The 23,625-nt window shown below is 60.0% G+C and carries 19 protein-coding genes and 2 pseudogenes; 9 read left to right on the forward strand and 12 right to left on the reverse strand.

The features are described 5' to 3' along the window. Positions 1-232, reverse strand: a pseudogene (locus G113_RS08785) (MerR family transcriptional regulator); the annotation flags it as partial. Positions 233-548: 316 nt separating this feature from the next. Between G113_RS08785 and G113_RS08790 the strand changes: the two are divergent. Further along, positions 549-1,580 (forward strand): questin oxidase family protein, encoded by a 1,032-nt coding sequence (locus G113_RS08790; protein ID WP_005899187.1) that lies wholly within the window; start codon positions 549-551, stop codon positions 1,578-1,580. Positions 1,581-1,633: 53 nt separating this feature from the next. Here G113_RS08790 and G113_RS08795 read toward each other — a convergent pair whose 3' ends face one another. The 5 genes from G113_RS08795 to G113_RS08815 form a co-directional block, all read right to left on the reverse strand. Then, positions 1,634-1,963, reverse strand: coding sequence for a DHCW motif cupin fold protein (locus tag G113_RS08795; RefSeq protein ID WP_005899191.1), 330 nt, complete (start codon positions 1,961-1,963; stop codon positions 1,634-1,636). A gap of 65 nt (positions 1,964-2,028) precedes the next feature. Continuing rightward, complete coding sequence (locus tag G113_RS08800) at positions 2,029-2,490, reverse strand: hypothetical protein (RefSeq protein WP_040319065.1); 462 nt, start codon at positions 2,488-2,490, stop codon at positions 2,029-2,031. 40 nt (positions 2,491-2,530) lie between these two features. Then, entirely contained in the window at positions 2,531-3,589 is a 1,059-nt protein-coding gene (locus tag G113_RS08805; protein ID WP_005899195.1) for a M35 family metallo-endopeptidase, read from the reverse strand. A 400-nt stretch (positions 3,590-3,989) separates the two neighbouring features. Next, complete coding sequence (locus G113_RS08810) at positions 3,990-4,622, reverse strand: DUF2913 family protein (RefSeq protein WP_152435999.1); 633 nt, start codon at positions 4,620-4,622, stop codon at positions 3,990-3,992. Between the two features lie 142 nt (positions 4,623-4,764). Further along, positions 4,765-6,051: a DEAD/DEAH box helicase gene (locus tag G113_RS08815; protein ID WP_005899199.1), complete on the reverse strand. Its 1,287-nt coding sequence runs from the start codon at positions 6,049-6,051 to the stop codon at positions 4,765-4,767. Positions 6,052-6,460: 409 nt separating this feature from the next. On the opposite strand from G113_RS08815, the gene G113_RS08820 reads away from it, so the two are divergent. The 3 genes from G113_RS08820 (at position 6,461) to G113_RS08830 (ending at position 9,163) form a co-directional block, all read left to right on the forward strand. Then, the gene (locus G113_RS08820) at positions 6,461-7,474 is read left to right on the forward strand and encodes an autotransporter domain-containing protein (protein ID WP_005899201.1); all 1,014 of its coding nucleotides are present in this window, start codon (positions 6,461-6,463) and stop codon (positions 7,472-7,474) included. A 30-nt stretch (positions 7,475-7,504) separates the two neighbouring features. Beyond that, positions 7,505-8,059: a DUF4256 domain-containing protein gene (locus G113_RS08825; protein WP_005899203.1), complete on the forward strand. Its 555-nt coding sequence runs from the start codon at positions 7,505-7,507 to the stop codon at positions 8,057-8,059. Between the two features lie 252 nt (positions 8,060-8,311). Then, positions 8,312-9,163, forward strand: a complete 852-nt coding sequence (locus G113_RS08830; RefSeq protein WP_005899206.1) for a nuclease-related domain-containing protein — start codon at positions 8,312-8,314, stop codon at positions 9,161-9,163. Positions 9,164-9,283: 120 nt separating this feature from the next. Here G113_RS08830 and G113_RS08835 read toward each other — a convergent pair whose 3' ends face one another. The 4 genes from G113_RS08835 to carA form a co-directional block, all read right to left on the reverse strand. Beyond that, positions 9,284-10,396 (reverse strand): DUF1615 domain-containing protein, encoded by a 1,113-nt coding sequence (locus tag G113_RS08835; RefSeq protein ID WP_005899209.1) that lies wholly within the window; start codon positions 10,394-10,396, stop codon positions 9,284-9,286. Between the two features lie 333 nt (positions 10,397-10,729). Then, complete coding sequence (gene leuA, locus G113_RS08840; protein WP_005899211.1) at positions 10,730-12,400, reverse strand: 2-isopropylmalate synthase; 1,671 nt, start codon at positions 12,398-12,400, stop codon at positions 10,730-10,732. A gap of 553 nt (positions 12,401-12,953) precedes the next feature. Further along, positions 12,954-16,178 carry a carbamoyl-phosphate synthase large subunit gene (carB, locus tag G113_RS08845; protein WP_005899212.1) on the reverse strand — a complete coding sequence of 1,075 codons (3,225 nt, stop codon included), beginning with the start codon at positions 16,176-16,178 and terminating at the stop codon, positions 12,954-12,956. 16 nt (positions 16,179-16,194) lie between these two features. Further along, positions 16,195-17,331 (reverse strand): glutamine-hydrolyzing carbamoyl-phosphate synthase small subunit, encoded by a 1,137-nt coding sequence (carA, locus tag G113_RS08850; RefSeq protein WP_005899214.1) that lies wholly within the window; start codon positions 17,329-17,331, stop codon positions 16,195-16,197. Here carA and G113_RS21000 point away from each other — a divergent pair. Then, on the forward strand, positions 17,323-17,625 hold the full coding sequence (locus G113_RS21000; RefSeq protein WP_152435998.1) for a hypothetical protein: 303 nt from the start codon (positions 17,323-17,325) through the stop codon (positions 17,623-17,625). The two genes, carA and G113_RS21000, sit on opposite strands and share 9 nt — an antisense overlap. Before the next feature lie 325 nt (positions 17,626-17,950). Here the strand turns inward: G113_RS21000 and dapB are convergent, their stop codons facing one another. Further along, positions 17,951-18,763 (reverse strand): 4-hydroxy-tetrahydrodipicolinate reductase, encoded by an 813-nt coding sequence (gene dapB, locus G113_RS08855; protein WP_005899216.1) that lies wholly within the window; start codon positions 18,761-18,763, stop codon positions 17,951-17,953. 308 nt (positions 18,764-19,071) lie between these two features. Between dapB and G113_RS08860 the strand changes: the two genes are divergently transcribed. The 4 genes from G113_RS08860 to serA all read left to right on the forward strand — a co-directional run bounded on the left by G113_RS08860 (position 19,072) and on the right by serA (position 23,439). Beyond that, positions 19,072-20,397 (forward strand): Na+/H+ antiporter NhaC family protein, encoded by a 1,326-nt coding sequence (locus G113_RS08860; protein WP_040319068.1) that lies wholly within the window; start codon positions 19,072-19,074, stop codon positions 20,395-20,397. Between the two features lie 112 nt (positions 20,398-20,509). Further along, the gene (locus G113_RS08865) at positions 20,510-21,100 is read left to right on the forward strand and encodes a 5-formyltetrahydrofolate cyclo-ligase (protein ID WP_005899222.1); all 591 of its coding nucleotides are present in this window, start codon (positions 20,510-20,512) and stop codon (positions 21,098-21,100) included. 253 nt (positions 21,101-21,353) lie between these two features. Continuing rightward, complete coding sequence (rpiA, locus tag G113_RS08870; RefSeq protein WP_005899224.1) at positions 21,354-22,007, forward strand: ribose-5-phosphate isomerase RpiA; 654 nt, start codon at positions 21,354-21,356, stop codon at positions 22,005-22,007. 199 nt (positions 22,008-22,206) lie between these two features. Continuing rightward, positions 22,207-23,439, forward strand: coding sequence for a phosphoglycerate dehydrogenase (gene serA, locus G113_RS08875; RefSeq protein WP_005899226.1), 1,233 nt, complete (start codon positions 22,207-22,209; stop codon positions 23,437-23,439). A 73-nt stretch (positions 23,440-23,512) separates the two neighbouring features. Here serA and G113_RS22200 read toward each other — a convergent pair. Then, positions 23,513-23,625: pseudogene (locus G113_RS22200) on the reverse strand (SIMPL domain-containing protein); the annotation flags it as partial.

The following is a 23,625-nucleotide window of genomic DNA, read 5'->3' on the forward strand; positions in this document are numbered from 1 at the left end:
AGCCCGGCCAGGGCCTCTGCTATCTCCTCCAGGCTCAGACCAACCCCTTGCGCCGCACGGATAAAGGCGACACGGCGCAACACATGCTGGGGATAGACTCGTTGCCCCCCCTGGTGCGAGCACTGCTGATCAGCCCTTTCTGCTCATAGAAGCGCAAGGCACTGGCCTTGACCCCAGCGCGCTTGGCAAGCTGGCCGATGGCAAGCCAGGCACGGCCAAGCTCACCATTCATCATGCTCTGTTCGGGGGCTGAAGGGATTGACCCCTGCCCGGTTTCAATATCGCCCTTGCTCATTGATACCTCCCTGCTTCACCCATCAATGTCCGTTCAGGGATGAAACGCGCGCCCAGTGGCTGTCGCATGCCCTCATCCCTCATCCCTCATCCCTCATCCCTCATCCCTCATCCCTCATCCCTCATCCCTCATCCCTCATGTTCCAGCATCCAAGTCAGCGCCCCCCTGGGCAAGCGACTGAACACAGTTACTTGACTTAAAGTTAACTTCAACTTGCATGATTCGAGCTCTTACCGTCAAGGAGTCACACTATATGATGTCACTGCACAACCTGCTCGATGCCAACCAGCAGTTCGCCCTCAATGGCCGAGGCACCACCAATCACTGTCCCATGGCGCTCCATGCCCTGGCTGAAATGGGGGCAGATGAGGCGCGCCTTAACGACTTCTTCGCATACTGGCTGCGCGACAAGGCCCTGCCCGCGAGCCCTGGGAGCAGGCTCGCAGATGAGGGGCAGGATCCGGAGGCTCGCTTCAGCCAGCTTAGGGCCGACTTTTCAGGCAAGGTTGCCAAAGAGGGCTGGCAGCCCCTGTTTGCCCAGATAGTGGCTCAGGGGATATCTCCGGCCAGTGGTGCCTTTCACCCAATGATCCGCCTCGCCTGTGCCATCGAAAACGGCCATCAGGGCGAGCAAGCCGCGGCACTGGCCGCCTGGCATTGCAAACCGCTGCACCTGCCTCAAGGGTTGGGAGCGCCATGCCCGGATCTCCCCGCTCTGCTGGCGCGTCTCCATGAGACTCTGGGGGGCTGGCACAGTAACCAGCGCTGGATCACGGCGCGTCTGCGCCAGGTGGCCGAGATGCCCAGCTTTGTCCAGGCCTTGCCCAACTCGCTGGCAAGGCAAAAGCTGACTCAGAAACACGATGGCCCAGATGACTTGCTCGGAACGCTGGCCGAGCTGGCCCTGGCGCTCTATTGGCAGACCCGGGATTTTACCGTATTGCATCTGGTGACCGGCACCCGGGCGGCCAGCCTCATAGCGGCGCAGCTCGGTGAGCCGCTGCGCGGTGATTTTATCCGGCTCCTCTGGCAAGGGGTGGCAGCGGCTTATGTGACCGTCGGTGCCCCCGCCCTCGGCGCGCCGCGCTGGCCAGACCTGGGTGCGATCAGCTGGCAGCAGGTCACCACACTGGCCATCGCCAGCGATGACGATCACTGCATCAAGCTGGTGCATACCTGCTGGCGCGAACGAGCCGTCTCCCCCCACTACCTGGCCGTGGCGGCCCGGGAGGTGGGTCTGCTGGCAGATGACAGGCCAGATGAGCGTCACACTGCGGCCAGATGACAAATGGGGCCAATCAGGCCCCATTTTTAATGGATAAAGAGGATGATACAGGCTCAGTCGACGATAAAGAGCTTGGCGCCGAGGGGGCTGGCAGAACGATGGGGCTCGGCCTCGTCGGCCACCTGATAGCTGACCCCGGGCGTCAGCACATAACGGCGACCATCGGCCAGTTCGGTATGCAGTTCCCCCTCAAGGCAGAGCAGGATATGGCCCTTGGTGCACCAGTGATCGGCGACATAGCCTGGGCTGTACTCCACCATCCGTACCCGCAGCGACCCGAATTGGCGCGTGCGCCAGCGGGCTTCGCCCTGCTCACCGGGATGAAGGGTCTCTGGAACTTGATGCCAGTCGGTCAGGCCGAATGGCAGATTATCTATCTGCACTGATGCACTCCTTGCGGCTTGTTTGCTTCACGTCGGGAAGAGGGATGATCTGTTCACAGCCCGCATCACTGGATCTGGGCAGCTGGCGGGGTGTCTATTGGCAGACGCTCGAAGCTGATCGGTGGGCACTCAGGGCTGAGTCCCTGTTCATCTTTCAGCAAAGCGGGACGATAACTGAGGCGGTAGTGACCGGGTTGGCTCAAGTCATAGACCTGGGTCAATTCGGCCTCGGCCTTGATGCGCTGCTTGGGGCCCACTATCAGGCGATCATCTGCACTGGGAGCACCCCGTTTGGCGAGTGGCCCCTGATAGGGGATAGTCTGCTCGTTCAGGGTCAAGTCGATGGCATCGGCAAACCAGCCTTCGAAGGGGGTAAACCAGCTCAATACCTCCAGGGTATCCTCTCCCTGGTTGCTAAGCGCCATGGCCAGAGCCAGGGGTTCATCGACCCGGCTCTGGGCCTTGACGTTAAGCTCGCACTGCAACGCGCCCAGGCCAAGGACGCTGCCAAGCAAGAGTGACATCATGTTGCCTCCATCAAAAAGGGGGCCAAGGCCCCCTGTCGACTCAGTTTTCGCTCGGGGTATTCTCGGCAAAATATTCGTGGTTGTCGGCGTTGTTGAGCGCCTTCACCGGATCAGTGCTCGCCAGATTGCGGGCATTGCCTTGACCGTAACCCAGATCGTCCGTGCCTGCCACCACATTGAAGTGGGTCAGCTCATGGATGATGGTGCCGGCACGGGAGTCAGATCCCGTGTTGGCCGCGGTCCAAAAACTTTTGCACAGATAGATCTTGTAGGGCTGATCCGGGTAGACGTAGGCAAAGTAGCTCTGCTTGCAGCCGCAGTCGAAGGTCAGCGGTTTCTCTTCTATCGCTTCCTTCACCTTGCTGAAGTGGCCTTCGGCCTGACTCCAGCGGCTCGCCTCATAGGCGCCGAACCAGCTGCGATAACGTTGGCCACCGGGTTTGTCCACCGCCAGATAGCTGAGGGAATCCCCCGCCATCCCGCCGGCGGCATCCAGGGCCGAGACTATCTGGGTCTTCTGGCTGTTGGTGCAGCGACCGGTGAAGCTGACCGAGCCGCCGGTGGCGGCCGGTTCGACGGCGGCGACTTTGGCCAATAGGCGATCATCGCTCGCGACGCCATCGAGCCAGAGGCTGACGGTGTTGGATGCACTGGCTTGTGGCGCCACCTTGCCATTTTCCCGGGCCTTCATCTTGGCCCCCGACTCGCCCGATATCTGCGGCACCCGGTAGCTGATGCTGTACTCCCCCTGAGCACTCATGTCATAGAGGCCGGACACTTCCGCCTCCTGCGTCAGGCTCTCCCCGGCGGACAGCCGCTGGTAATCGCTACGGCTCGGCTGGCCTCGCTTGATAAGGGCCCCCTGATAGGCCACGGGTTGACCATCCCGCTCGACCAGGAACAGCGGTGCATCATCCCCGCCCGGCAGTTGCCACTTGAGCACATTGACCGGCCTGTCTCCGTTGTTCGTCAGGGTCACTCGCACCCGCACATCTTCAGTCGCACCATCCGTCAGGGTCAGTCTGGCATCCAGACCCGCGGCACAGAGGGGGGACCCCAGCAGGCCCGCCAAGAGCAGGGCTATCGGTGTGGCTTTCATCTTCTCTCCTTAGAATGGTTAGTTTGCTTCCACGCCCTCTCAGGGGCCAAGCCACCCTAAAGCAGATGAAAAGCCGACACCTACCGCCATATGGGGGAAGCCCCTCCGTATGGGGGGGCACATGTGACTCCCCCCAGATGGAGGGCCAAAGAGGATGAGCGGATGCCCCTGGCTAGCCGGTGCAGAGGCGCTGGGATACTGGGCAAGGCGAAGCCGCAAACCCGCGTCATCGCCGCGGATGACAAAAAGAGATAAGAGCGCAGACCGCCCTTGCCGGTCGGGTGATCGCCGAGTGAGAAAGAGAGGATGGTGGGACACTGGGCAGACATAAAAAACCCCGACGCAAGATCGGGGTAGGATCAGCGGCAAGCTCGACAAGGCAAAGCCCGGGCGCCCGAGGTCAGCCATCTACTGCGAGCAGCGCGAGGGCAGACAAGGCGTTGCCCGGCATCAGCAGATGGGCCTTGTGGTGCTTCACCCTGACCTGTTTCTTGTTGCCCTGACCAATGAGCAGCCCGTGGCGATAGGCAAAACGGGCCAGCACTTGCTCATCGCCACGCACATAGAGGGTGAGCGGCTTGACCAGCTCGCCCCCGGCGCAGGCACTGGCCAGCTCGGCGGAACAGATCACGATGGAGGCTTGCCCCTGACTCGCAAGTTTCGCCCGACCATCGATCACGCTCTGGGTGACGCGCAGCCAGCCAGCCTCCTCGCAGTCGTCCAAGAGCGCCATGAGCCGCGCCTCCAGCCCCTGCGTCACCGCCTGGCTGTAATGACGCACTATGCGCTCGAGCAATCCCTTGAGATCAGCCCCTGCCCCTTGGGTGCGCGCCTGTTGCACCCACCCCTTGAGATCCTCCATCACCAAGCGGGAGAAGCGTTTCTCCTTGAGGGAATCCACCAGCCAGAGACTCAGGAAGTGACTCTCCTGAGCAGGAGTACGGGCGGCACGTCCGGCGCCGGTGCGTACGAGCTCAGCCAGACTGGCGGTGGCCATCTCGAGCAGGGCCTGGTTATAGGTTTGCACTTTCACATCGCTCATCACGACTCCTGGGACAAATGGGGAGAGGCGCTGGTATCGGGCCCCACCGCCATCATCAAAAAGGCGCCGAAGCGCCTTTGAAAATAGATTGCCGGGTGCTTAGCAAACCCGGTTTAACCGCCGTGCTGGCCGCTTACTTGTCTTTGCGAACCGTTTTGCGCAGACGAGTGCGCTGGCTCTGCAGCTTGGCCTCGGCCATCACCTGGGCGGCGGCATTGTCATCACGCTGGGGCTTCTTGCCAAAGCGGCGACGCTCCTGCAACTGCTTGATCAGCATGTCACGGTTGCTCACCTCATAACCCGGCACCATGACGCGACGGATCTTCTGACCGATCAGCGCCTCGATGTCGAGCAGGGTTCGCTCCTCTTCGCGGCTGACGAAGGAGATGGCCATGCCGCTCTTGCCGGCACGGCCGGTACGACCGATACGGTGCACATAGTCCTCGGCCAGGAAGGGCAGATCATAGTTGACCACGTATTCCAGGTTCGGGATATCCAGACCACGGGCCGCCACTTCGGTGGAGACCAGTACCCGAACCTTGCCCTCGATGAATTCGCGCAAGGCGCGGCGACGGCTGCCCTGCGCCTTCTCGCCATGCACCACGGCAGACTTGATGCCGTCCAGATTCAGCTCGGCAACCAGCTCGTCGCAGCTCTCGCGGGTACTGGCAAACACCAGCACCTGTGGCCAGTTCTGCTTGCCGATGAGCTCGGAGAGCAGCTCGCGCTTGCGCTTCTGCTCGACCGGATAGACGGTGTGGGTCACGGTATCGGCGGTGGAGTTCTGCTTGTTGACGCTCACTGTCTGCGGCTTGTTGAGCATCACATTGGCCAGCTTCTTGACGCCATCGGAGAAGGTCGCGGAGAAGAGCAGGCTCTGACGATCCTTGTTGACCGCCAGCAGAATTTTTTGCACCTCGGCACTGAAGCCCATGTCGAGGATGCGATCCGCTTCATCCAGTACCAGGCACTCAACGTTGGAGAGGCTGAGGTTGCACGCATTGAGGTGCTCGAGCAGGCGGCCCGGGGTCGCCACTATGATGTGGGCACCGGCCTTGAGGCGACGAGCCTGCACGTCCTGCTTGCCGCCACCGCAGATGACCTGCACGCTCAGCTCCAGATACTTGCCAAACTCCTTGATGTTGTCAGCCACCTGCGCCGCCAGCTCGCGGGTCGGCGTCAGGATCAACACCCGGGCGTTGGAAGGAGCGAGCGGCGCCGGGTTATCAATCAGGCGTTGCAAGATAGGCAGCGCGAAGGCGGCGGTCTTGCCGGTGCCGGTCTGGGCACTGGCCAGCACATCCTGACCACGGCGGATTGTCGGGATCGCCTGTTGCTGCACAGGGGTCATCTCCTGATAACCGCACTCCGAGACGGCGCGCAAAATCTCGGGGGCAAAATCGAATGATTCAAATTTCATCATGGGTTTCCTGTGTTCCAGCAAAGCTGTGATTGACTGCGACCCGACCAGGGTGACAGCGGATGCCAGGGATCGGCCTGGCCTGACAGGGTCTGCAGGCGAGCCGGAAAATGGCGGGCGCGGAGTGTAACAAATTTTCGGCGCCAATGCGTCTCAAATAATCTGTCCGACATAAAAGTCCCTCATGCCCTGCCCATGATAAAGGGACGGCATGGATCAGGGATGAGCAATGACAGGAAGAACCGCCTGCGTCCCCTGCCATTGGCGCCACCACGGCCCGTCCATCGCGATGGACGTTGTTCATGACGTTGGACGCCGCTTCATCCTTGGGTAAAATCATCTCATTAGTGCTCGCATGAGTGCTCACATGAACATAAGGTCACCGGGAGGTGGCATGGGGATAATGGCGATGGCCAGCGTAAACAAACGACAACTTGGCCAAGACAGGCACGATATTGCACCGGGCTCCACCGCGAAGGGTGCCTCCAGGCAGCAACCCCTGCTGCTGCTGCTGGCTTGGCTTGCGAGCACCTCCCCGGCCATGGCCGCCAACGGCGCCCTTGACGCTCGTTTACAGGAAAAGGCCAACGCCGTGGTCTCCCTGATGACCTTCAACGTGGTGCCCGACATCACCTCCAGCAACCTCGATATCGCAGGGGGCAGTGGCCAACAGGCGGGGCTCAGCATGAGCCAGGTCGGCGGCGGTGCGACCATGAGCAAGGAGGTACCCATCTATCTGGAGGGCAACCTGGGCTACAGCCGTTATGATCCCAAGTTCGTGATAAGCCAGGGCCAGGAGAGTCGGCTTATTCCCGCCAAGTGGAACAGCCTGACCGCCACTGGTGGCATCGGCTGGGACTTCGCCGTCGCCCCCAACTGGGTGCTGCGCCCCATCGCCAATTTTTCGCTGGGCACAGTGGCGAGCGACATCCAGATAGGTAACTGGTATATCAACCGCAAGACCGGCAAGGGCCTCGATTTTCTCGATAACGGCCAGCTCAATGTGTTCGGACTCGGCGGCTCCCTCATGCTCGATTACGAGTTGTTCTCCGATACTCAGGACATTGATGCCGAGTTTCGCTACTCCTACCTCCATCTGCAAAGCACCATTGGTACCAGCCCCAGCGTGAAAGGCGAGGCGAATGCCGAGAATTTAGGCATCTACCTGCGTCGCCGCGCCCCCCTGCTCGACTGGACACTGCTCGATCGGCCGCTGCGCTATGTGCTGGAGGGGGCCCGTACCGAATACCTGGGCGATCAACGGGGTCTGCTCGGCTTCAACGCCCTCAACTCCGTCGGGATTGGCCTTGAACTCGACTCGAGCAACTATCAGGTGTGGGTGACTCGCACTCGCCTCATGTACCGCTTGATGTTTGGCAACAACACCAATGGTTATGCCATCGGGCTGGCGATGAGTTTCTAGCGGCGCAAGGCCAAGGGAAAACGAGGTAGCATGATGAATTTGACGAATGTACAGATTGACGGCTTGCTCGCCACCTTGCAGGTCCGCTTCGAACAGCACCGGCATCGCCACGAAGGGATAACCTGGTCACAGGTACGCGCCAGGCTCGATGCCAACTCGCAGTCATTGCGCTCGATCCATGAGATGGAGAGCAGCGGCGGTGAGCCAGATGTCATCGGCCAGGATCGGCAGACCGGGCAGTTGATCTTCTGTGACTGCAGCGCCGAGAGCCCCAGTGGCCGCAGGAGCCTCTGTTATGACGGCGCGGCACTGGAGGCCAGGAAAGAGAACAGGCCAGCAGGCTGCGCGACCGAGCTGGCCGCGAAGATGGGCATCACACTGCTGACGGAGACCGAATATCGGGCGCTGCAAACCCTCGGCAACTTCGATGCCAAGACATCGAGCTGGATACAGACTCCCGCCGACATCCGGCGACTCGGTGGTGCCCTGTTCTGCGATCGCCGCTACGACAGCGTATTCCTGTACCACAACGGCGCCCAATCCTACTATGCCGCCAGAGGCTTTCGCGGTCTGTTGCGGGTCTAGAGACGCCGATCGCCAGAGGCAACCGGCCAAGGCCCGGAAGTGCTGACGACATGGCGGCAACTTAATGGTGATGCCGCGCCCCACTGTCGACGGTTCCTTCAGCGCGCCATTTACCCACTTAACTCCCCAGCAGAGTCACATCTTTGGCTATAAATATGTCGAGTGCGCTCACTCACTACCCAGAGACATGTGAAGGTCCCCAGTTACCCAGCATTGAATCGCATCGCGATGCGTTGACAGGAAAAAGCTGAAATGGATTTCATTGCCGTTATTCATCCCTTGCTCAGCCAGCTCTGGTATCTGTTGCCACTGCTGTTGTTGGCGATGCTCGTCAAAAGCCCCTGGTTCAAGGGAATGATGGGAGAGTGGTTTATCAATCTCGGCGTCCAACTCTTTCTCGACAGGCGGGAATATCACCTGCTCAAGGACGTGACCCTGCCCATCGAGCAAGGCACAACCCAGATCGATCATGTGGTCGTCTCCCGCTTCGGGGTATTCGTGATTGAAACCAAAAACATGAAGGGGTGGATATTCGGCGATCCCGCCCATCAACGCTGGACCCAGCAGATCTATCGCCGCAAGCATCGCTTCCAAAATCCCCTGCACCAGAACCACCTGCATATGATGACCCTGAAATCCCTGCTGGGGCTGGCGGATCATCAGCTTCACTCGGTGATCTGCTTCATTGGCGACTGCACCTTCAAGACTCCCATGCCGGACAAGGTGATGAACCGTGGGCTGATCCGCTATATCAAGGGAAAAACCACACAGGTATTGACCGCTGCCGAAGTCACCCGAGTGGTTGAGACCATCCAGCAAGGACGGCTGGCAGCCAACAGGCAGACCCATCGGCAGCATGTGGCCCAGCTCAAAGCACGCCATCGCGCAGCCCCGGACAAGCCGGAGGTCAGCATCGTCACCCCGCTCAGCCAAACCGGATATTCCCCGCCATTCAAGCAAACGGAGGCATCCGCTGTCCCGCCACCCTGCCCCCGCTGCGGCGGTGCCATGGTGTTGCGCACGGCGCGCAAGGGCGACAATCAGGGAAGTCCGTTCTGGGGATGCAGCCATTTTCCCAAATGCAGGGCGATTGTGACGCGCTAAATGCTGGTCATGCATGGGGGAGATGTCTATCGAACATCTCGCCACTGCCTGAGCTGTCCAGGCCCATGCAGCGCTCCCCCATAGACAAGGGCGGCCACTTGCCGCCCTTGTCTATGGCTGTCAGCGAATGGTCGCCATCTTCCTCACGCAGGCTTGCTCCCTGTCATCCACCCGCTTGGCGAACCAGGCGGTGGTGAGGTTGCGGGTGATCTTGGGGCTTTTGAGTTGAATGCCGGGCAGGATGGCGCGGGGTTGGCGCGTCCCCGCCTGCTTGTCGGCCAGGGTAAGGACGCGATGGTAGAGGTCGGTCTGGGCAAAGTCGGCGCTGTCTCCCTTGAGCAGGCTCTGGTGGATGGCCTGCTTGCTCATGTTGACGCGGCTGGCGATGCTGTGCACCGCGAGCTCCGTCTTGCCGGGCTGGTCGGAATCATAACGGACGAGATCCCCGTCCAGGGCCAGGGGCTTGCCGCTGACCCGGCTCACCGCGGCCTGGAAGGCGGCGTTGCGGCTCGCATACCAGCCGGCATTGAAGTCGGCGAAGCGATAGAGGGTATCCGGGTAGTCGGCGGGATAGCCAAACAGGTGCTTGGTGCCGAACCAGATACCGCCCCGGCGGCTGAACACCTCGTGGCGGATGGAGTCCTTGATGGGATAGGGATAGCCACGGGCGTTGGCCTCTGCAAAGGCGATGCTCACCTGCATGGGACCTGCAGTGTGCACCGGGTTGAGGTTGCCAAAGAGCCGCTTGCCCATGGGGGCCATGCCTATCATGTCCTCGAAGATGAGACTCAGCTCCTGCTCGGTACGCGCCTTGTCGAGCCGCTCGGCATAGGACTTGCCAGTGGGGGACTGGATGCCAAGGGCGGTACGCACCACAAAATCTGGGATATGCAGGCGACCAGATCGGGCGTAGATCTCCTTCCAGGCAATCTTGCCAAGACCGGGTACCACGGGATCGGCCTGATACGTGGCCTCCTGCTCGGCTACCGCCAGCACGGTGCACACGTTGTGATCACTCACCGTCAGGCCCTGGGTGCTGAGCGCCGTCACCACATCATTGGCCCAGCCCGGTTTGTCTTGCACCTGTTTGGGCAAGAAGCGGACGATCCGGGTTTTCATGTCGGCAGGCTTTTGCGGTTGCATGGACGCGGGCAGCTTGGCGATGGCGGCAGCATCCTGCGCAGGGGCAGTCGGCTCGCTGGCACACCCAGCCAGCAGCAGGGCCGCCACCATTGGCAACCCGGTGAACCGCGTCGCAAAGAGGGAAAAGGTCGAGGAGAATATCATCAAGGCATCCGATGCAGGGGGCCAGGCGCGGGGCCTATGGCACACGAGAGTCACGCGCGCGGGGCTGTGGTGGTCAGCGATCCCCGAACGCAAGCAGGTGCCCATTGTAGTGGATTGACTCGCTGGGCTAAAGCCTTGCTCCTTTACGCCTCTGCCGACTCGCTCATGGCACCCGCATGTTGACCAGCCGCGAGCCAAGTTGCCCCTTGATCAGTGCCTGCCTTTTTATATGGAAAACGCCACCCTGAGGTGGCGTTTTCTGTGGCAATAGGCTCAAGATCAGGCCCGTTGACGCTGGGCCTGAGCCTCGATATTGATCTGGGCGGCGCCATTGATCACCGCCTGCAAGGAGGCGTTAACCACGTCGCGACCGATGGCTACCCCGCACATACGGGCGCCATCGACGCTGAGCAGCACATAGGCGACGGCGCGCGACTCCGTACCGGCGCTAAGCGCATGTTCCGAATAGTCGAGCACGTCGATATGCATCCCGGTTTCTCGCTCCCAACCGTTGACCAGCGCCGTGATGGCCCCCTCCCCTTCACCCTCGAGTTGCAGTGCGCCGTTCGGGGTCTGCAACTCGAGGCGCAGGCTCTCCTGACTGTCGTGGCCAAGCTGGAAGCGGCCGACCCGATAGCCGTGCAGCGGCTCGAGGTAGTGCTGCTCGAACAGAGCGCGGATCTGCTCGGGGCTGATCTCGCTGCTGCTCGCCTCGGCCTGGGCCTGGACCCTGCGGCTGAAGTCGATTTGCAGCCAGCGCGGCAGTTGCAGGCCAAGGTCGCGCTCCAGCAGATAGGTGACGCCCCCCTTGCCGGACTGGCTGTTGATGCGGATCACCGCCTCGTAGCTGCGGCCCAGATCGGCAGGATCGATGGGCAGATAAGCCACATCCCAATAAGCATCGGGTTTCTCGGCCGCCAGGGATTTGCGAATCGCATCCTGATGGCTACCGGAAAATGCGGTGTAGACCAGCTCGCCGGCATAGGGGTGGCGCGGGTGCAAGGCTATCTGGGTGCAAGCGCCCACGGTCGCGACTATGGCATCCATGTCCGACAGATCCAGTTCAGGGTCTATCCCCTGGCTATAGAGGTTCATGGCCATGGTGACTATGTCCATGTTGCCGGTGCGCTCGCCGTTGCCAAGCAGTGTGCCCTCGATGCGATCGGCCCCCGCCAGCACCGCCAGCTCGGCGGCAGCGACCCCGCAACCTCGGTCGTTGTGGGTGTGAATGGAGATGCTCACCTCGGAGCGCGCCTTGAGGTGGCGGCAGAACCACTCCACCTGATCCGCAAACACATTGGGGGTACTCACCTCCACCGTGGCGGGCAGATTGAGGATCATGGGGCGAGCGGCGGGGCGCCACTCGTCGATCACCGCATCACACACCTCCACCGCAAATTCCACCTCGGTGCTGCTGAAGCTCTCGGGGGAATACTGGAAGCTCCACTCGGTGCCGGGGTTGCGCGCCGCATGGTCACGTACCCAACGCGCCCCCTGCACGGCGATGGCCTTGACCCCCTCCTTCCCTGAGTTGAACACATAGTTGCGCTGGGTCGGGTTGACCGAGTTGTAGACGTGGACGATGGCACGCTTGGCCCCCTTGAGCGCCTCGAAGGTGCGAATAATCAGATCTTCCCGGGCCTGCACCAGCACCTGAATGGTGACATCCTCCGGAATGAGGTTGCGTTCAATCAGCTCGCGCACGAAGTCGAAATCGGGCTGGGAGGCAGCCGGGAACCCCACCTCGATATGCTTGAAACCGACATGAGTCATCAGCGCCCACATCTGCAGCTTCTGGGCCACCGTCATGGGCTCGACCAGCGCCTGATTGCCGTCGCGCAAGTCCACGGCGCACCAGGTCGGGGCCTGCTCCAGCACCCGGTTGGGCCACTGCCTGTCCGCCAGCGCGATCACGGGGGCCGGACGGTATTTGCGATGATCGAAGCTCATATTCAGATTCCCTTGGCTGATGTCCTTGAGGCACGACGCCGTTGCAGGCGATGACGGTAAGCAACGACGCGACTGGGCAGGCAAGCAGGCGGAGTAAGGAGGGGGAAGCAGGCTGGCGCGGTAACGCTGGCCCTGACGGTTGCTGGGGTGGTAACCCCACAGCCGGTTTCCTGTGGTCCCTCTTGATAAGAGGGGCCGGCCTGCGCTGCCGGGTTGGCAGCGGGCCCTGATCCTCTCGCACCCCGCTGTTGCAGGCGCAGACGACCTTATGTGATGAGGGACCAGTATATAGAGGCTATCGGGGTGAGTGATTGCGAAGATACAAGCATTTAGTCAAGGATGCGCAATGATAATCTGTTTAATGATGAATTAAGGGTGTAAATAATCACTACAGCACCAGGGTGTGCCTTTTGTCCCCTTCGCCACGACAACCTTTGAACTTGCCCGCAGTTCCGGTTCGCCATCAAAACAAAAACCCCGCCATCACTGGCGGGGTTTGTCATTACTCATTCGCACTGACGCTCAACTGGCCGGGGAGTCATCCCCTCGACCATTAGCGGTTTTTAACTCTCTCGTGCAACTCCTGCACCGAGTTCACGTTGGCAGTGGCATCGACGCTGATGGCCATGCACGTCGCGAAACCGGCGTTCAGGGTAGTGGTGTACGCCACCTTGTGCTGCAAGGCACCACGGCGCAGTTGCTTGGAGTCCTGGATAGCCACCCGCCCTTCGGCGGTGTTGACGATGTAGGTGTACTCACCGTTCTTGATGCGATCCAGAATGTGCGGGCGCCCCTCGTGCACCTTGTTGACCAGGCGCGGGTTGATGCTCGCCTCGCCCAGGGCCACTGCGGTGCCATGGGTAGCATCGAGCTCATAACCCAGCTCCAGCAGCTTGGCGGCGAGATCAACGACCCGTGCCTTGTCGCTATGACGCACAGACAAGAGCGCACGGCCCTCTTTGGGCACGGCATGGCTGGCTCCCAGCTGAGCCTTGGCATACGCCTCGGCGAAGCTGTTGCCCACCCCCATCACCTCACCGGTGGAACGCATCTCAGGCCCCAGCAGCGGATCCACGCCCGGGAACTTGGCGAAGGGCAGTACCACCTCTTTCACCGAGTAGTAAGGCGGGATGATCTCGGTGGTGAAACCTTGGCTCTGCAGCGATTGCCCGGCCATGACGCGGGCGGCGATCTTGGCCAGCGGCGCACCGGTCGCCTTGGAGACGAAGGGCACGGTACGGGCGGCGCGCGGGTTCACCTCGATGAGGTAGATCTCATCATCTTTCACCGCGAACTGCACGTTCATCAGGCCGACCACGCCAAGCTCCAGCGCCAGCTTGCGTACCTGCTCGCGCATCTCGTCCTGGATCTTCTTGGACAAGGTATAGGGCGGCAGGGAGCAGCCGGAGTCACCGGAGTGGATACCCGCCTGCTCGATGTGCTCCATGATGCCGCCGATGACCACATCGACGCCGTCACAGATGGCGTCCACGTCCACTTCGGTTGCATCATCGAGGAATCTGTCCAGCAGGACCGGCGATTCGTTGGAGACGCTCACCGCCTCGGCGAAGTAGCGACGCAGGTCGATTTCGTCATAGACGATCTCCATGGCACGGCCGCCCAGCACGTAAGAGGGGCGCACCACAAGGGGATAACCGATCCGCTCGGCGGTCAGTACCGCCTGCTCCAGGGCAGTGACGGTGCCGTTTTCCGGCTGCTTGAGGCCCAGGCGTTCGACGGCAGTCTGGAAACGCTCGCGGTCTTCGGCGCGGTCGATGGCGTCCGGGCTGGTGCCGATGATGGGCACGCCGTTGGCTTCCAGGGCACGGGCAAGCTTGAGCGGCGTCTGACCACCGTACTGAACGATGACGCCTTTCGGGTTCTCGACGCGCACGATTTCCAGCACGTCTTCCAGGGTCACCGGCTCGAAGTAGAGGCGGTCGGAGGTGTCGTAATCGGTGGAGACGGTCTCGGGGTTGCAGTTGACCATGATGGTTTCGTAACCATCTTCACGCAGGGCCAGGGCCGCGTGCACGCAGCAGTAGTCAAACTCGATCCCCTGACCGATGCGGTTCGGGCCACCGCCGATGATCATGATCTTGTCACGATTGCTCGGCGCCGCTTCGCACTCCTCGTCATAGCTCGAGTACATGTAGGCGGTGTCGGTGGCGAACTCGGCGGCGCAGGTATCAACCCGCTTGTAGACCGGGAAGATGTTGTGACGGGCGCGCAATTTGCGCACCTCGCCCTCGGCCACACCCAGCAACTTGGCCAGACGGGCATCGGCGAAGCCCTTGCGCTTCAAGGCGCGCAGGAAGTCGGCATCCAGACCGGCCATGCCGCGCTCTTTCACCTCCTCCTCCAGCTTGACCAGATCTTCAATCTGAACCAGGAACCAGGGGTCAATCTTGGTCAGCTTGAAGATGCCGTCCATGGAGAGACCGGCGCGGAACGCATCGGCGATGTACCAGATGCGGTCGCAGCCCGCCTCTTGCAGCTCGTGACGGATGCGGGTCAGGGAGTCCGGGGTATTGAGGTCAACCATGGGGTCGAAGCCGGTTTTGCCGGTTTCGAGGCTGCGCAGCGCCTTGTGCAGGGACTCCTGGAAGTTGCGGCCAATCGCCATCACTTCACCCACGGATTTCATCTGGGTGGTGAGACGGTCGTTAGCACCGGCAAATTTTTCGAAGTTGAAACGCGGTATCTTGGTAACCACGTAGTCGATGGCCGGCTCGAAGGAGGCCGGAGTACGACCACCGGTGATGTCGTTCATCAACTCGTCCAGGGTGTAACCGATGGCGAGTTTGGCGGCAATCTTGGCGATGGGGAAACCGGTCGCCTTGGAAGCCAGCGCGGAGGAACGGGAGACCCGTGGGTTCATCTCGATGATGACCATGCGGCCATCTTTGGGGTTGATACCGAACTGGACGTTGGAGCCACCGGTCTCGACGCCGATCTCGCGCAGCACCGCCATGGAGGCGTTGCGCATCAATTGATACTCCTTGTCGGTCAGCGTCTGGGCTGGCGCGACAGTGATGGAGTCCCCGGTGTGGATACCCATGGGGTCGAAGTTTTCGATGGCGCAGACGATGATGCAGTTGTCATTGCGATCCCGCACCACTTCCATCTCGTACTCTTTCCAGCCGATCAGCGACTCATCGATGAGCAGCTCCTTGGTCGGCGACAAGTCCAGGCCGCGCTCGCAGATCTCGACGAACTCTTCGGTGTTGTAGGCGATGCCGCCACCCGAGCCACCCATGGTGAAGGAGGGACGTATGATGCAGGGGAAGCCGACCATCTGCTGCACGCCCCAGGCTTCTTCCATGTTGTGGGCGATGCCCGCACGGGGACATTCGAGGCCTATGCTCTTCATGGCGATGTCAAAGCGGCGGCGGTCTTCGGCCTTGTCGATGGCATCGGCGGTGGCGCCTATCATCTCGACCCCGAACTCGGCCAGCACACCGTGCTTCTCCAGATCCAACGCACAGTTCAGTGCCGTCTGGCCACCCATGGTGGGCAGGATGGCATCCGGGCGCTCCTTCTTGATGATCTCGCGCACCACTTCCCAGGTGATGGGCTCTATGTAAGTGGCATCGGCCATCTCGGGGTCGGTCATGATGGTGGCCGGGTTGGAGTTCACCAGGATGACGCGGTAGCCCTCCTCGCGCAGGGCTTTGCAAGCCTGGGCGCCGGAGTAGTCAAATTCGCAGGCCTGACCGATGACAATGGGGCCGGCGCCGAGGATCAGGATGCTCTGTAGGTCGTTACGTTTTGGCATGGCTTCTCTTTTCCTCTTAAGCGCGATACTGCTTGATCAATTCAATAAAGTGGTCGAACAGACCGGCACAATCGTGCGGGCCCGGGCTCGCTTCGGGGTGACCCTGGAAGCTGAAGGCCGGACGGTCGATGCGATGGATGCCTTGCAAGGAGCCATCGAACAGGGAGACGTGGGTGGCACGCAGGCAATCGGGCAGCGAGCCCTCATCCACCGCAAAACCGTGGTTCTGGGCGGTGATCATCACTGTGTTGTCATCCAGACTCTTCACCGGGTGGTTGGCACCGTGGTGACCGAACTTCATCTTTGCCGTCTTGGCGCCGGAAGCCAGTCCCAGCAACTGGTGACCCAGGCAGATACCGAACACCGGGGTGTTGGTCTCAAGGAAGGCCTTGATGGCAGTGATGGCGTAGTCGCAGGGCTCGGGGTCGCCGGGGCCGTTGGAGAGGAAGATGCCATCGGGGTTCATGGCCAGCACCTCGGCGGCCGGGGTCTTGGCCGGTACCACAGTCAGGCGGCAGCCACGGTCGACCAGCATGCGCAGGATGTTGCGCTTGACGCCAAAGTCGTAGGCTACCACGTGATATTTGAAGTCCCTTTCGCTCGGGGTGACATGACCCTTGCCGAGCTGCCAGCTCCCTTCGGACCAGGTGTAGGACTCATTTACGGTCACTTCTTTGGCCAGGTCCATCCCCTTGAGGCCGGGGAAGGCGCGCGCTTGGCTCAGCGCATATGCCTCATCAACCTGCTTGCCCGCCAGGATGCAACCCGCCTGGGCGCCTTTTTCACGCAGGATGCGAGTCAGTTTGCGGGTATCTATCTCGGCAATGCCGACGATGTTTTGGGACTTGAGGTAATCGGAGAGAGATTGCTGATTGCGGAAATTGGAGGCAAGGATCGGAAGGTCACGGATGATCAGGCCCTGAGCATGGATCCGATCGGACTCTTCATCTTCGTTGTTGGTGCCGGTGTTGCCTATATGTGGATAAGTGAGGGTGACTATCTGACGGGAATATGAGGGGTCGGTAAGGATTTCCTGGTAACCCGTCATCGACGTGTTAAAAACAACCTCACCAACAGAACATCCCTCGGCGCCTATCGACACGCCTTTGAACACAGTTCCATCTTCCAGCACTAGCAATGCAGTGTGATTCAAGACAACCTCCAGTTATTTAGCTTTAAATTCAGCAATTTACCTGGGTGTCGCGGCTCAGAACCTTGTGTGAAACAGGGGGCTGAACCGGCAGATTTCTGGCAAATTGGGCGCATTCTACTCAAAAATGATGTCATTTCAATGTCTTTCAACAAAATAAATGCATCTAAATTCAATAAAAAAGCAATATTACCCATTATCTATGCAGATTTTACCTTTGCAACCCCCACCAACAAAAGAAAATCCCAACATGAGTCCAAAACCCCTTACCTGACCCACTTTGGCGGCAAAAATTAACATTTAATCAAATAAAAACAGATACTTGAAAAACGTCAAAAAATATCTCAATGAAGATAAAAGCTCATTTATCAGTACTTGTTTTTATTGGGGCAAAGGAAAACGTTTTTCTTGCATTGAATTTTTACGCTTTTTTGCATGATGTAAAAAAATCGCAGCAAGGGCCAGAAACAGGGCATTGTCGTTTACCCTTCGGTGACAACTCATCCGCCCATCATAGGCGTCAGTGGGGAAGAGTGCGTGTTATGGGGTCTTGATTGAAAAAAAAGAGCATAAGCCCTATTTATTACATATAAAAAACCCCGGTTGCCCGGGGTTATCTGATTCACTTCAGGTTGAGAACGTCCTGCATGTCATACAGGCCCACTGGCTGCCTGCTTAGCCAGGCTGCGGCGCGTACCGCACCGTTGGCGAAGGTGAGTCTGCTGGACGCCTTGTGGCTGATCTCCACCCGCTCGCCGATGTCGGCGAACATGACAGTGTGCTCCCCCACCAGATCCCCGGCTCGAATAGTGGCAAAGCCGATAGTGTTGCGATCCCGCTCACCGGTGATCCCCTCGCGGCCATAGACGGCACACTCCTTGAGATCCCGTCCCAAGGTCTTGGCCACCACTTCCCCCATGGAGAGGGCGGTGCCGGACGGTGCGTCCACCTTGTGTCTGTGGTGCCCTTCGATGATCTCGATGTCGGTGTAGTCTCCCATCACCTTGGCGGCCTGCTCCAGCAGCTTGAACACCAGATTGACACCGACCGAATAGTTGGAGGCGAAGACGATGCCTATTTGCCGTGCCGCCTCATGCAGGGCCTGCTTGCCAGCCTCGTCGAAGCCCGTGGTACCTATCACCATGGCCTTGCCATGGGCACGAGCGAACGCCAGATTGGCCAGGGTCACCTCGGGGCGAGTGAAGTCGATGATGAGATCGAAATCCTCGCGCACCTTGTCCAGGCTGTCGCTGATAGCCACGCCAAAGTGACCCAACCCATTGAGTTCGCCCGCATCCAGACCGATCACGACAGAGCCCGGTCGCTCCAGCGCCGCACCGACCACCACGCCCTCGGCGTTGGCGATGGCCTCCAGCAGCACCTTGCCCATACGACCATTACAGCCCATCACGGCCACACGGATCGGATTGTCCATCTCCACCCTCTCATCTGTTGTCATGTTTTCTGGAAAGGGACAGTTCTACCAGCCCTGACGCCCTTTGAAAAGCCCCATGAGCCACCCGGATCATCGCCGACATATATACTGACAACTAGAAAATTACAGAATATACATCGGCATTTTTCGACATAACAGAATCGCTCTACACGAAAGTTTATCCATCTGGACGTCTATCTTGACTCGAGAGAGGCAAATCACTAGGGTGTGGGCCCAGAGTGGCAGGATGCCAGCCGCCCAATGCGGTTCATATGACAGGAGTCATGTTCCACGCATCCGAGGCCCTCATGCACCAACGCGTCCCTAATCCCACCGCCCTGCTTCCCCTGCTGCTGTTTCTGGCCATCTTCATTGGCACCGGCACCTGGCTCACTCTGCAGGGGGTCGAGTTCGCCTTCTATCAGCTGCCAGCCCCTGTTGCCGTGCTACCTGCGGTGATCCTGGCCCTGTTGCTTGGCAAGGAGAGCTTCAACCAGAATCTGGAGACCTTCTTCAAGGGGATTGGTGACAGCAACATCATGGCCATGTGCCTGATTTATCTGCTGGCGGGGGCCTTTGCCACCGTGGCCAAGGCCACCGGCGGCGTGGATGCCACCGTCTCCCTCGGCCTGTCGCTGATCCCCGGCTGGTGCCTGCTGCCAGGGCTCTTTCTTATCTGCGCTTTTATTGCCACGGCCATGGGAACGTCCATGGGGACCATAGGGGCCGTGGCACCGGTGGCGCTCGGCGTCGCCCAGGCGGCGCACATAGATCCCGTGCTGATGGCGGGAACCATACTCTCGGGCGCCATGTTCGGCGATAACCTCTCCATCATCTCGGACACCACCATAGCCGCGACCCGCAGCCAGGGCTGCGAGATGAAAGACAAGTTTCGCGAGAATTTCAAGATTGCCGCTCCCGCCGCCTTGCTGGTGATCATGATCTACCTCACTCTGGGCAATGTGGGCGACGCACCGGCCCCCCATGGCAACCCGGATTTGTTCAAGGTGATGCCTTATCTGCTGATCCTGGGGCTGGCACTGGCCGGGGTGAATGTGTTCGTGGTACTCGGCCTGGGCATACTGGCCGCCGGCATGGTCGGTCTGTTCGGGGGGTACTCTCTCAGCCAATTTAGCAAGGACATCTATCAGGGCTTCACCGGCATGCAGGAGATTTTCCTGCTCTCCATGCTGATCGGCGGCCTGGGTGCCCTGATGGAGCGTCAGGGGGGATTGGCCTGGGTGGGCGATCGCATCGGAGCCCTCATCCGCCGCTTTACTCGCCAGCATGACGGCGAGCAAAACGAGAAGGCGGCAGAACTCGGCATCGCCGGCGTGGTGGGCCTCACTAATCTGTGCACCGCCAACAACACTGTCGCCATCATAGTGGCCGCCAAGGTCTCCCGGGATCTGGCCGAGCTGCATGGGGTCACCCCGCGCCGCGCCGCCTCCATGCTGGATATTTTCTCCTGCGTGGTGCAGGGCCTGATCCCCTGGGGAGCCCAGGCTTTGCTGCTCGGCTCCGTGTTCGCCCTCTCGCCCATCGCAGTGGTGAGCATGAGTTTCTATCCCATGGCACTGGCGGTGTCTGCCCTGGCTGCCGTCTTTATCAAGCATCAACTGCGCAGAGATTGAGCCCAACCCTCCGCCAAGCCGGGCCCAGTGCCCGGCTTTTTTGGCGCTGATCGTTTGCCCCATGCATTCCCCTTGTTAAGGTAGAAGCACTCAATCCAACCCGGAGCCCCCCATGTCGGACAGACAATCCCTGCGCCAACTCATTCGCCAGCGCAGACGCGCCCTGAGCCAGACCGAGCAACAGATCGCGGCGCAGCAACTGCTGGCGCAGTGCCAGCAGCATCCTGGTATGCTTGCCGCCAAGCGCATCGCCCTCTACCTTGCCAACGACGGTGAACTCAGTACCCTGCCACTCATCCACTGGCTCTGGGCGCAGCGCAAGGAGGTCTATCTGCCGGTGCTACACCCCTTCAACCCGGGCCACCTCCTCTTTTTGCGTTATACGGCGACCAGCCCCATGACCCAGAACCGCTTTGGCATCGCCGAACCCGAGCTCGATGTGCTGCAGGTTTTGCCCCACACCAACCTGGATATCATCTGCACGCCTCTGGTTGCCTTCGATGAGACAGGCAACCGGCTCGGCATGGGGGGCGGCTATTACGATCGCACCCTGGCCGCCTGGCAACAGCACAGATTGGGACCCAAGCCGTTGGGCATCGCCCATGACTGCCAGCAAGTCGACGCCATTCCCTGCCAGAGCTGGGACGTGCCACTGCCGGAGATCCTTACCCCGAGCAGACGCTGGCGCTTTGAGGTGAGCTGAGCTTGCCCGCCAGAGTCATGATGCCAGCGACCCACAAGGCATGAGCTGCATGAGCTGCATGAGTTGCGTGGGGCGCCTGGGTCCCCACCACCTCCCCCATCGACCTTTCCCAACGACATGGGCGGCAGTTTGCCCAACAAACAGGCAAACGATTTACATCTTGTGTTTTTTATCCTCATAACGTGAGCGACACTGTCGCCCCCGGGAGCACTCTTGGCTATAATGCGCCCGCTTTTTCCCCTAAGGATCTACCATGACCCAAGATGACATGAAGAAGGCGGCCGGCTGGGCTGCGCTCAAATACGTAGTGCCCGGCACCATAGTCGGCGTAGGCACCGGCTCCACCGTCAACCACTTTATCGACGCCCTGGCGACCATGAAGGGTGAGATCAAAGGGGCCGTCTCCAGCTCCGTGGCCTCCACCGAGCGCCTCAAGGGCTTCGGCATCCAGGTGTTTGACCTCAACGACATCGACGCCCTCTCCGTCTATGTGGATGGCGCCGACGAGATCAATGCCAGTCGCGACATGATCAAGGGCGGTGGCGCTGCCCTCACCCGGGAAAAGATCGTCTCCGCCGTGGCTGACAAGTTCATCTGCATCATCGACAACACCAAGACTGTGGACGTGCTGGGTAAATTCCCGCTGCCGGTCGAGGTGATCCCCATGGCCCGCGAGTACGTGGCACGGGAGATCCGCAAGCTCGGTGGCAATCCGGTCTGGCGTGAAGGCGTCATCACCGACAATGGCAACGACATACTGGACGTCAAAGGCATGGCCATCACCGATGCCAAGGGTCTGGAAAGCCAGCTCAATGCCATCGTTGGCGTCGTCACCAACGGACTGTTCGCTCACCGCGGCGCGGACGTAGTACTGATCGGTACGCCCGATGGCGTCATCACCCAATAATCGGGTGATGACATCGATAACGGCGCCTGATGGCGCCGTTTTTTATTGTCTGTCAGTCCCTTGCCATCAACGACTTGCAACTATCGTTGATAACTTCAAAGAATTTGACTTTCGTCACAAATATTCCCTCTGCCTGTTGTTTTTGCTACTTTACGGTTTTCTTCACACACCATACCTGCACTGATTTAGAGGGATCGCCATGACCGTCAAGTTCTCGCTCGACAAGGATAAGATCAAGGTACTGCTGCTGGAGGGGGTACACCCCAACACGGTAGAGACCTTCCGGGCCGCTGGTTACACCAATGTGGATTACCTGAAAACCTCCCTGAGCGAAGAGGATCTGATCGAGCGGATCCGTGATGTCCACTTCGTCGGTCTGCGCTCTCGCACCCAGCTCACCGACAAGGTGCTGGATGCCGCCCAGAAGCTGTTTGCCATCGGCTGCTTCTGCATCGGTACCAATCAGGTTGATCTGAAAGCCGCAGAGCTAAGAGGCATTCCCGTCTTCAACGCGCCTTTCTCCAACACCCGTTCGGTCGCCGAACTGGTATTGGGCGAAATACTGCTGCTGATGCGCGGTATTCCCGAGAAGAATGCCAAGTGCCATCGGGGTGTGTGGGAAAAGCTGGCCAACCGCTCGGTAGAAGCGCGTGGCAAGAAACTCGGCATCATAGGTTATGGCCACATTGGTACCCAGCTTGGCATCATCGCCGAGAGTATCGGTCTCAAGGTCTACTACTACGACATCGAGAACAAGCTCTCCCTGGGCAATGCCATCCAGGTACCTAGCATGGCAGAGCTGCTCAACATGTCTGACGTCATCAGTCTGCACGTGCCAGAGACCGCCTCCACTCAGGATCTGATCGGCGCCGAGCAACTGCGCATGATGAAACCGGGCGCCATCTTGATCAACGCATCACGCGGCACTGTGGTTGACATCGATGCCCTGGCCGATGTCCTCAAGAGCGGTCATTTGAGTGGCGCCGCGATCGACGTCTTCCCAAGCGAGCCAAAATCCAACGATGAAGAGTTCATCACCCCGCTGCGCGGCCTGGACAATGTGCTGCTCACCCCGCACATCGGTGGCTCGACCCAGGAAGCCCAGGAGAATATCGGCCTGGAAGTGGCCAGCAAGCTGGTCAAGTACTCGGACAACGGCTCCACCCTCTCCGCCGTCAACTTCCCGGAAGTCTCCCTGCCCGGTCACAAAGGCTCCAGCCGCCTGTTGCACATTCACCGCAACCAGCCTGGGGTCATGAACCAGATCAACCAGATCTTCGCCGAAGAGGGGATCAACATCGCCGGTCAATACCTGCAAACCAGCAGCGAGATTGGTTATGTGGTGATCGATGTGGAGACTGAGCACAGCGAGAAGGCCCTGACCAAACTCAAAGAGATCAACGGCACACTGCGTGCCCGGATCCTGCACTGAGCATCAGCCTGCAACGCCATGAAAAAGGGCTCCTATGGGAGCCCTTTTTATTTGTTGCGCTGAATGAGCCGACTCAATCGATCAGGAATACAGCCTCCACATTGTCTGTGATGCTGATCTCCTGCTGCTCGTAGCTGGCATCGGCCGCTTCGGGAGCCGCCGCCATGGCAGCCATTTTCAGGCCAC

This window comes from Aeromonas molluscorum 848 (assembly GCF_000388115.1).
Classification (GTDB): Bacteria; Pseudomonadota; Gammaproteobacteria; order Enterobacterales; family Aeromonadaceae; genus Aeromonas; species Aeromonas molluscorum.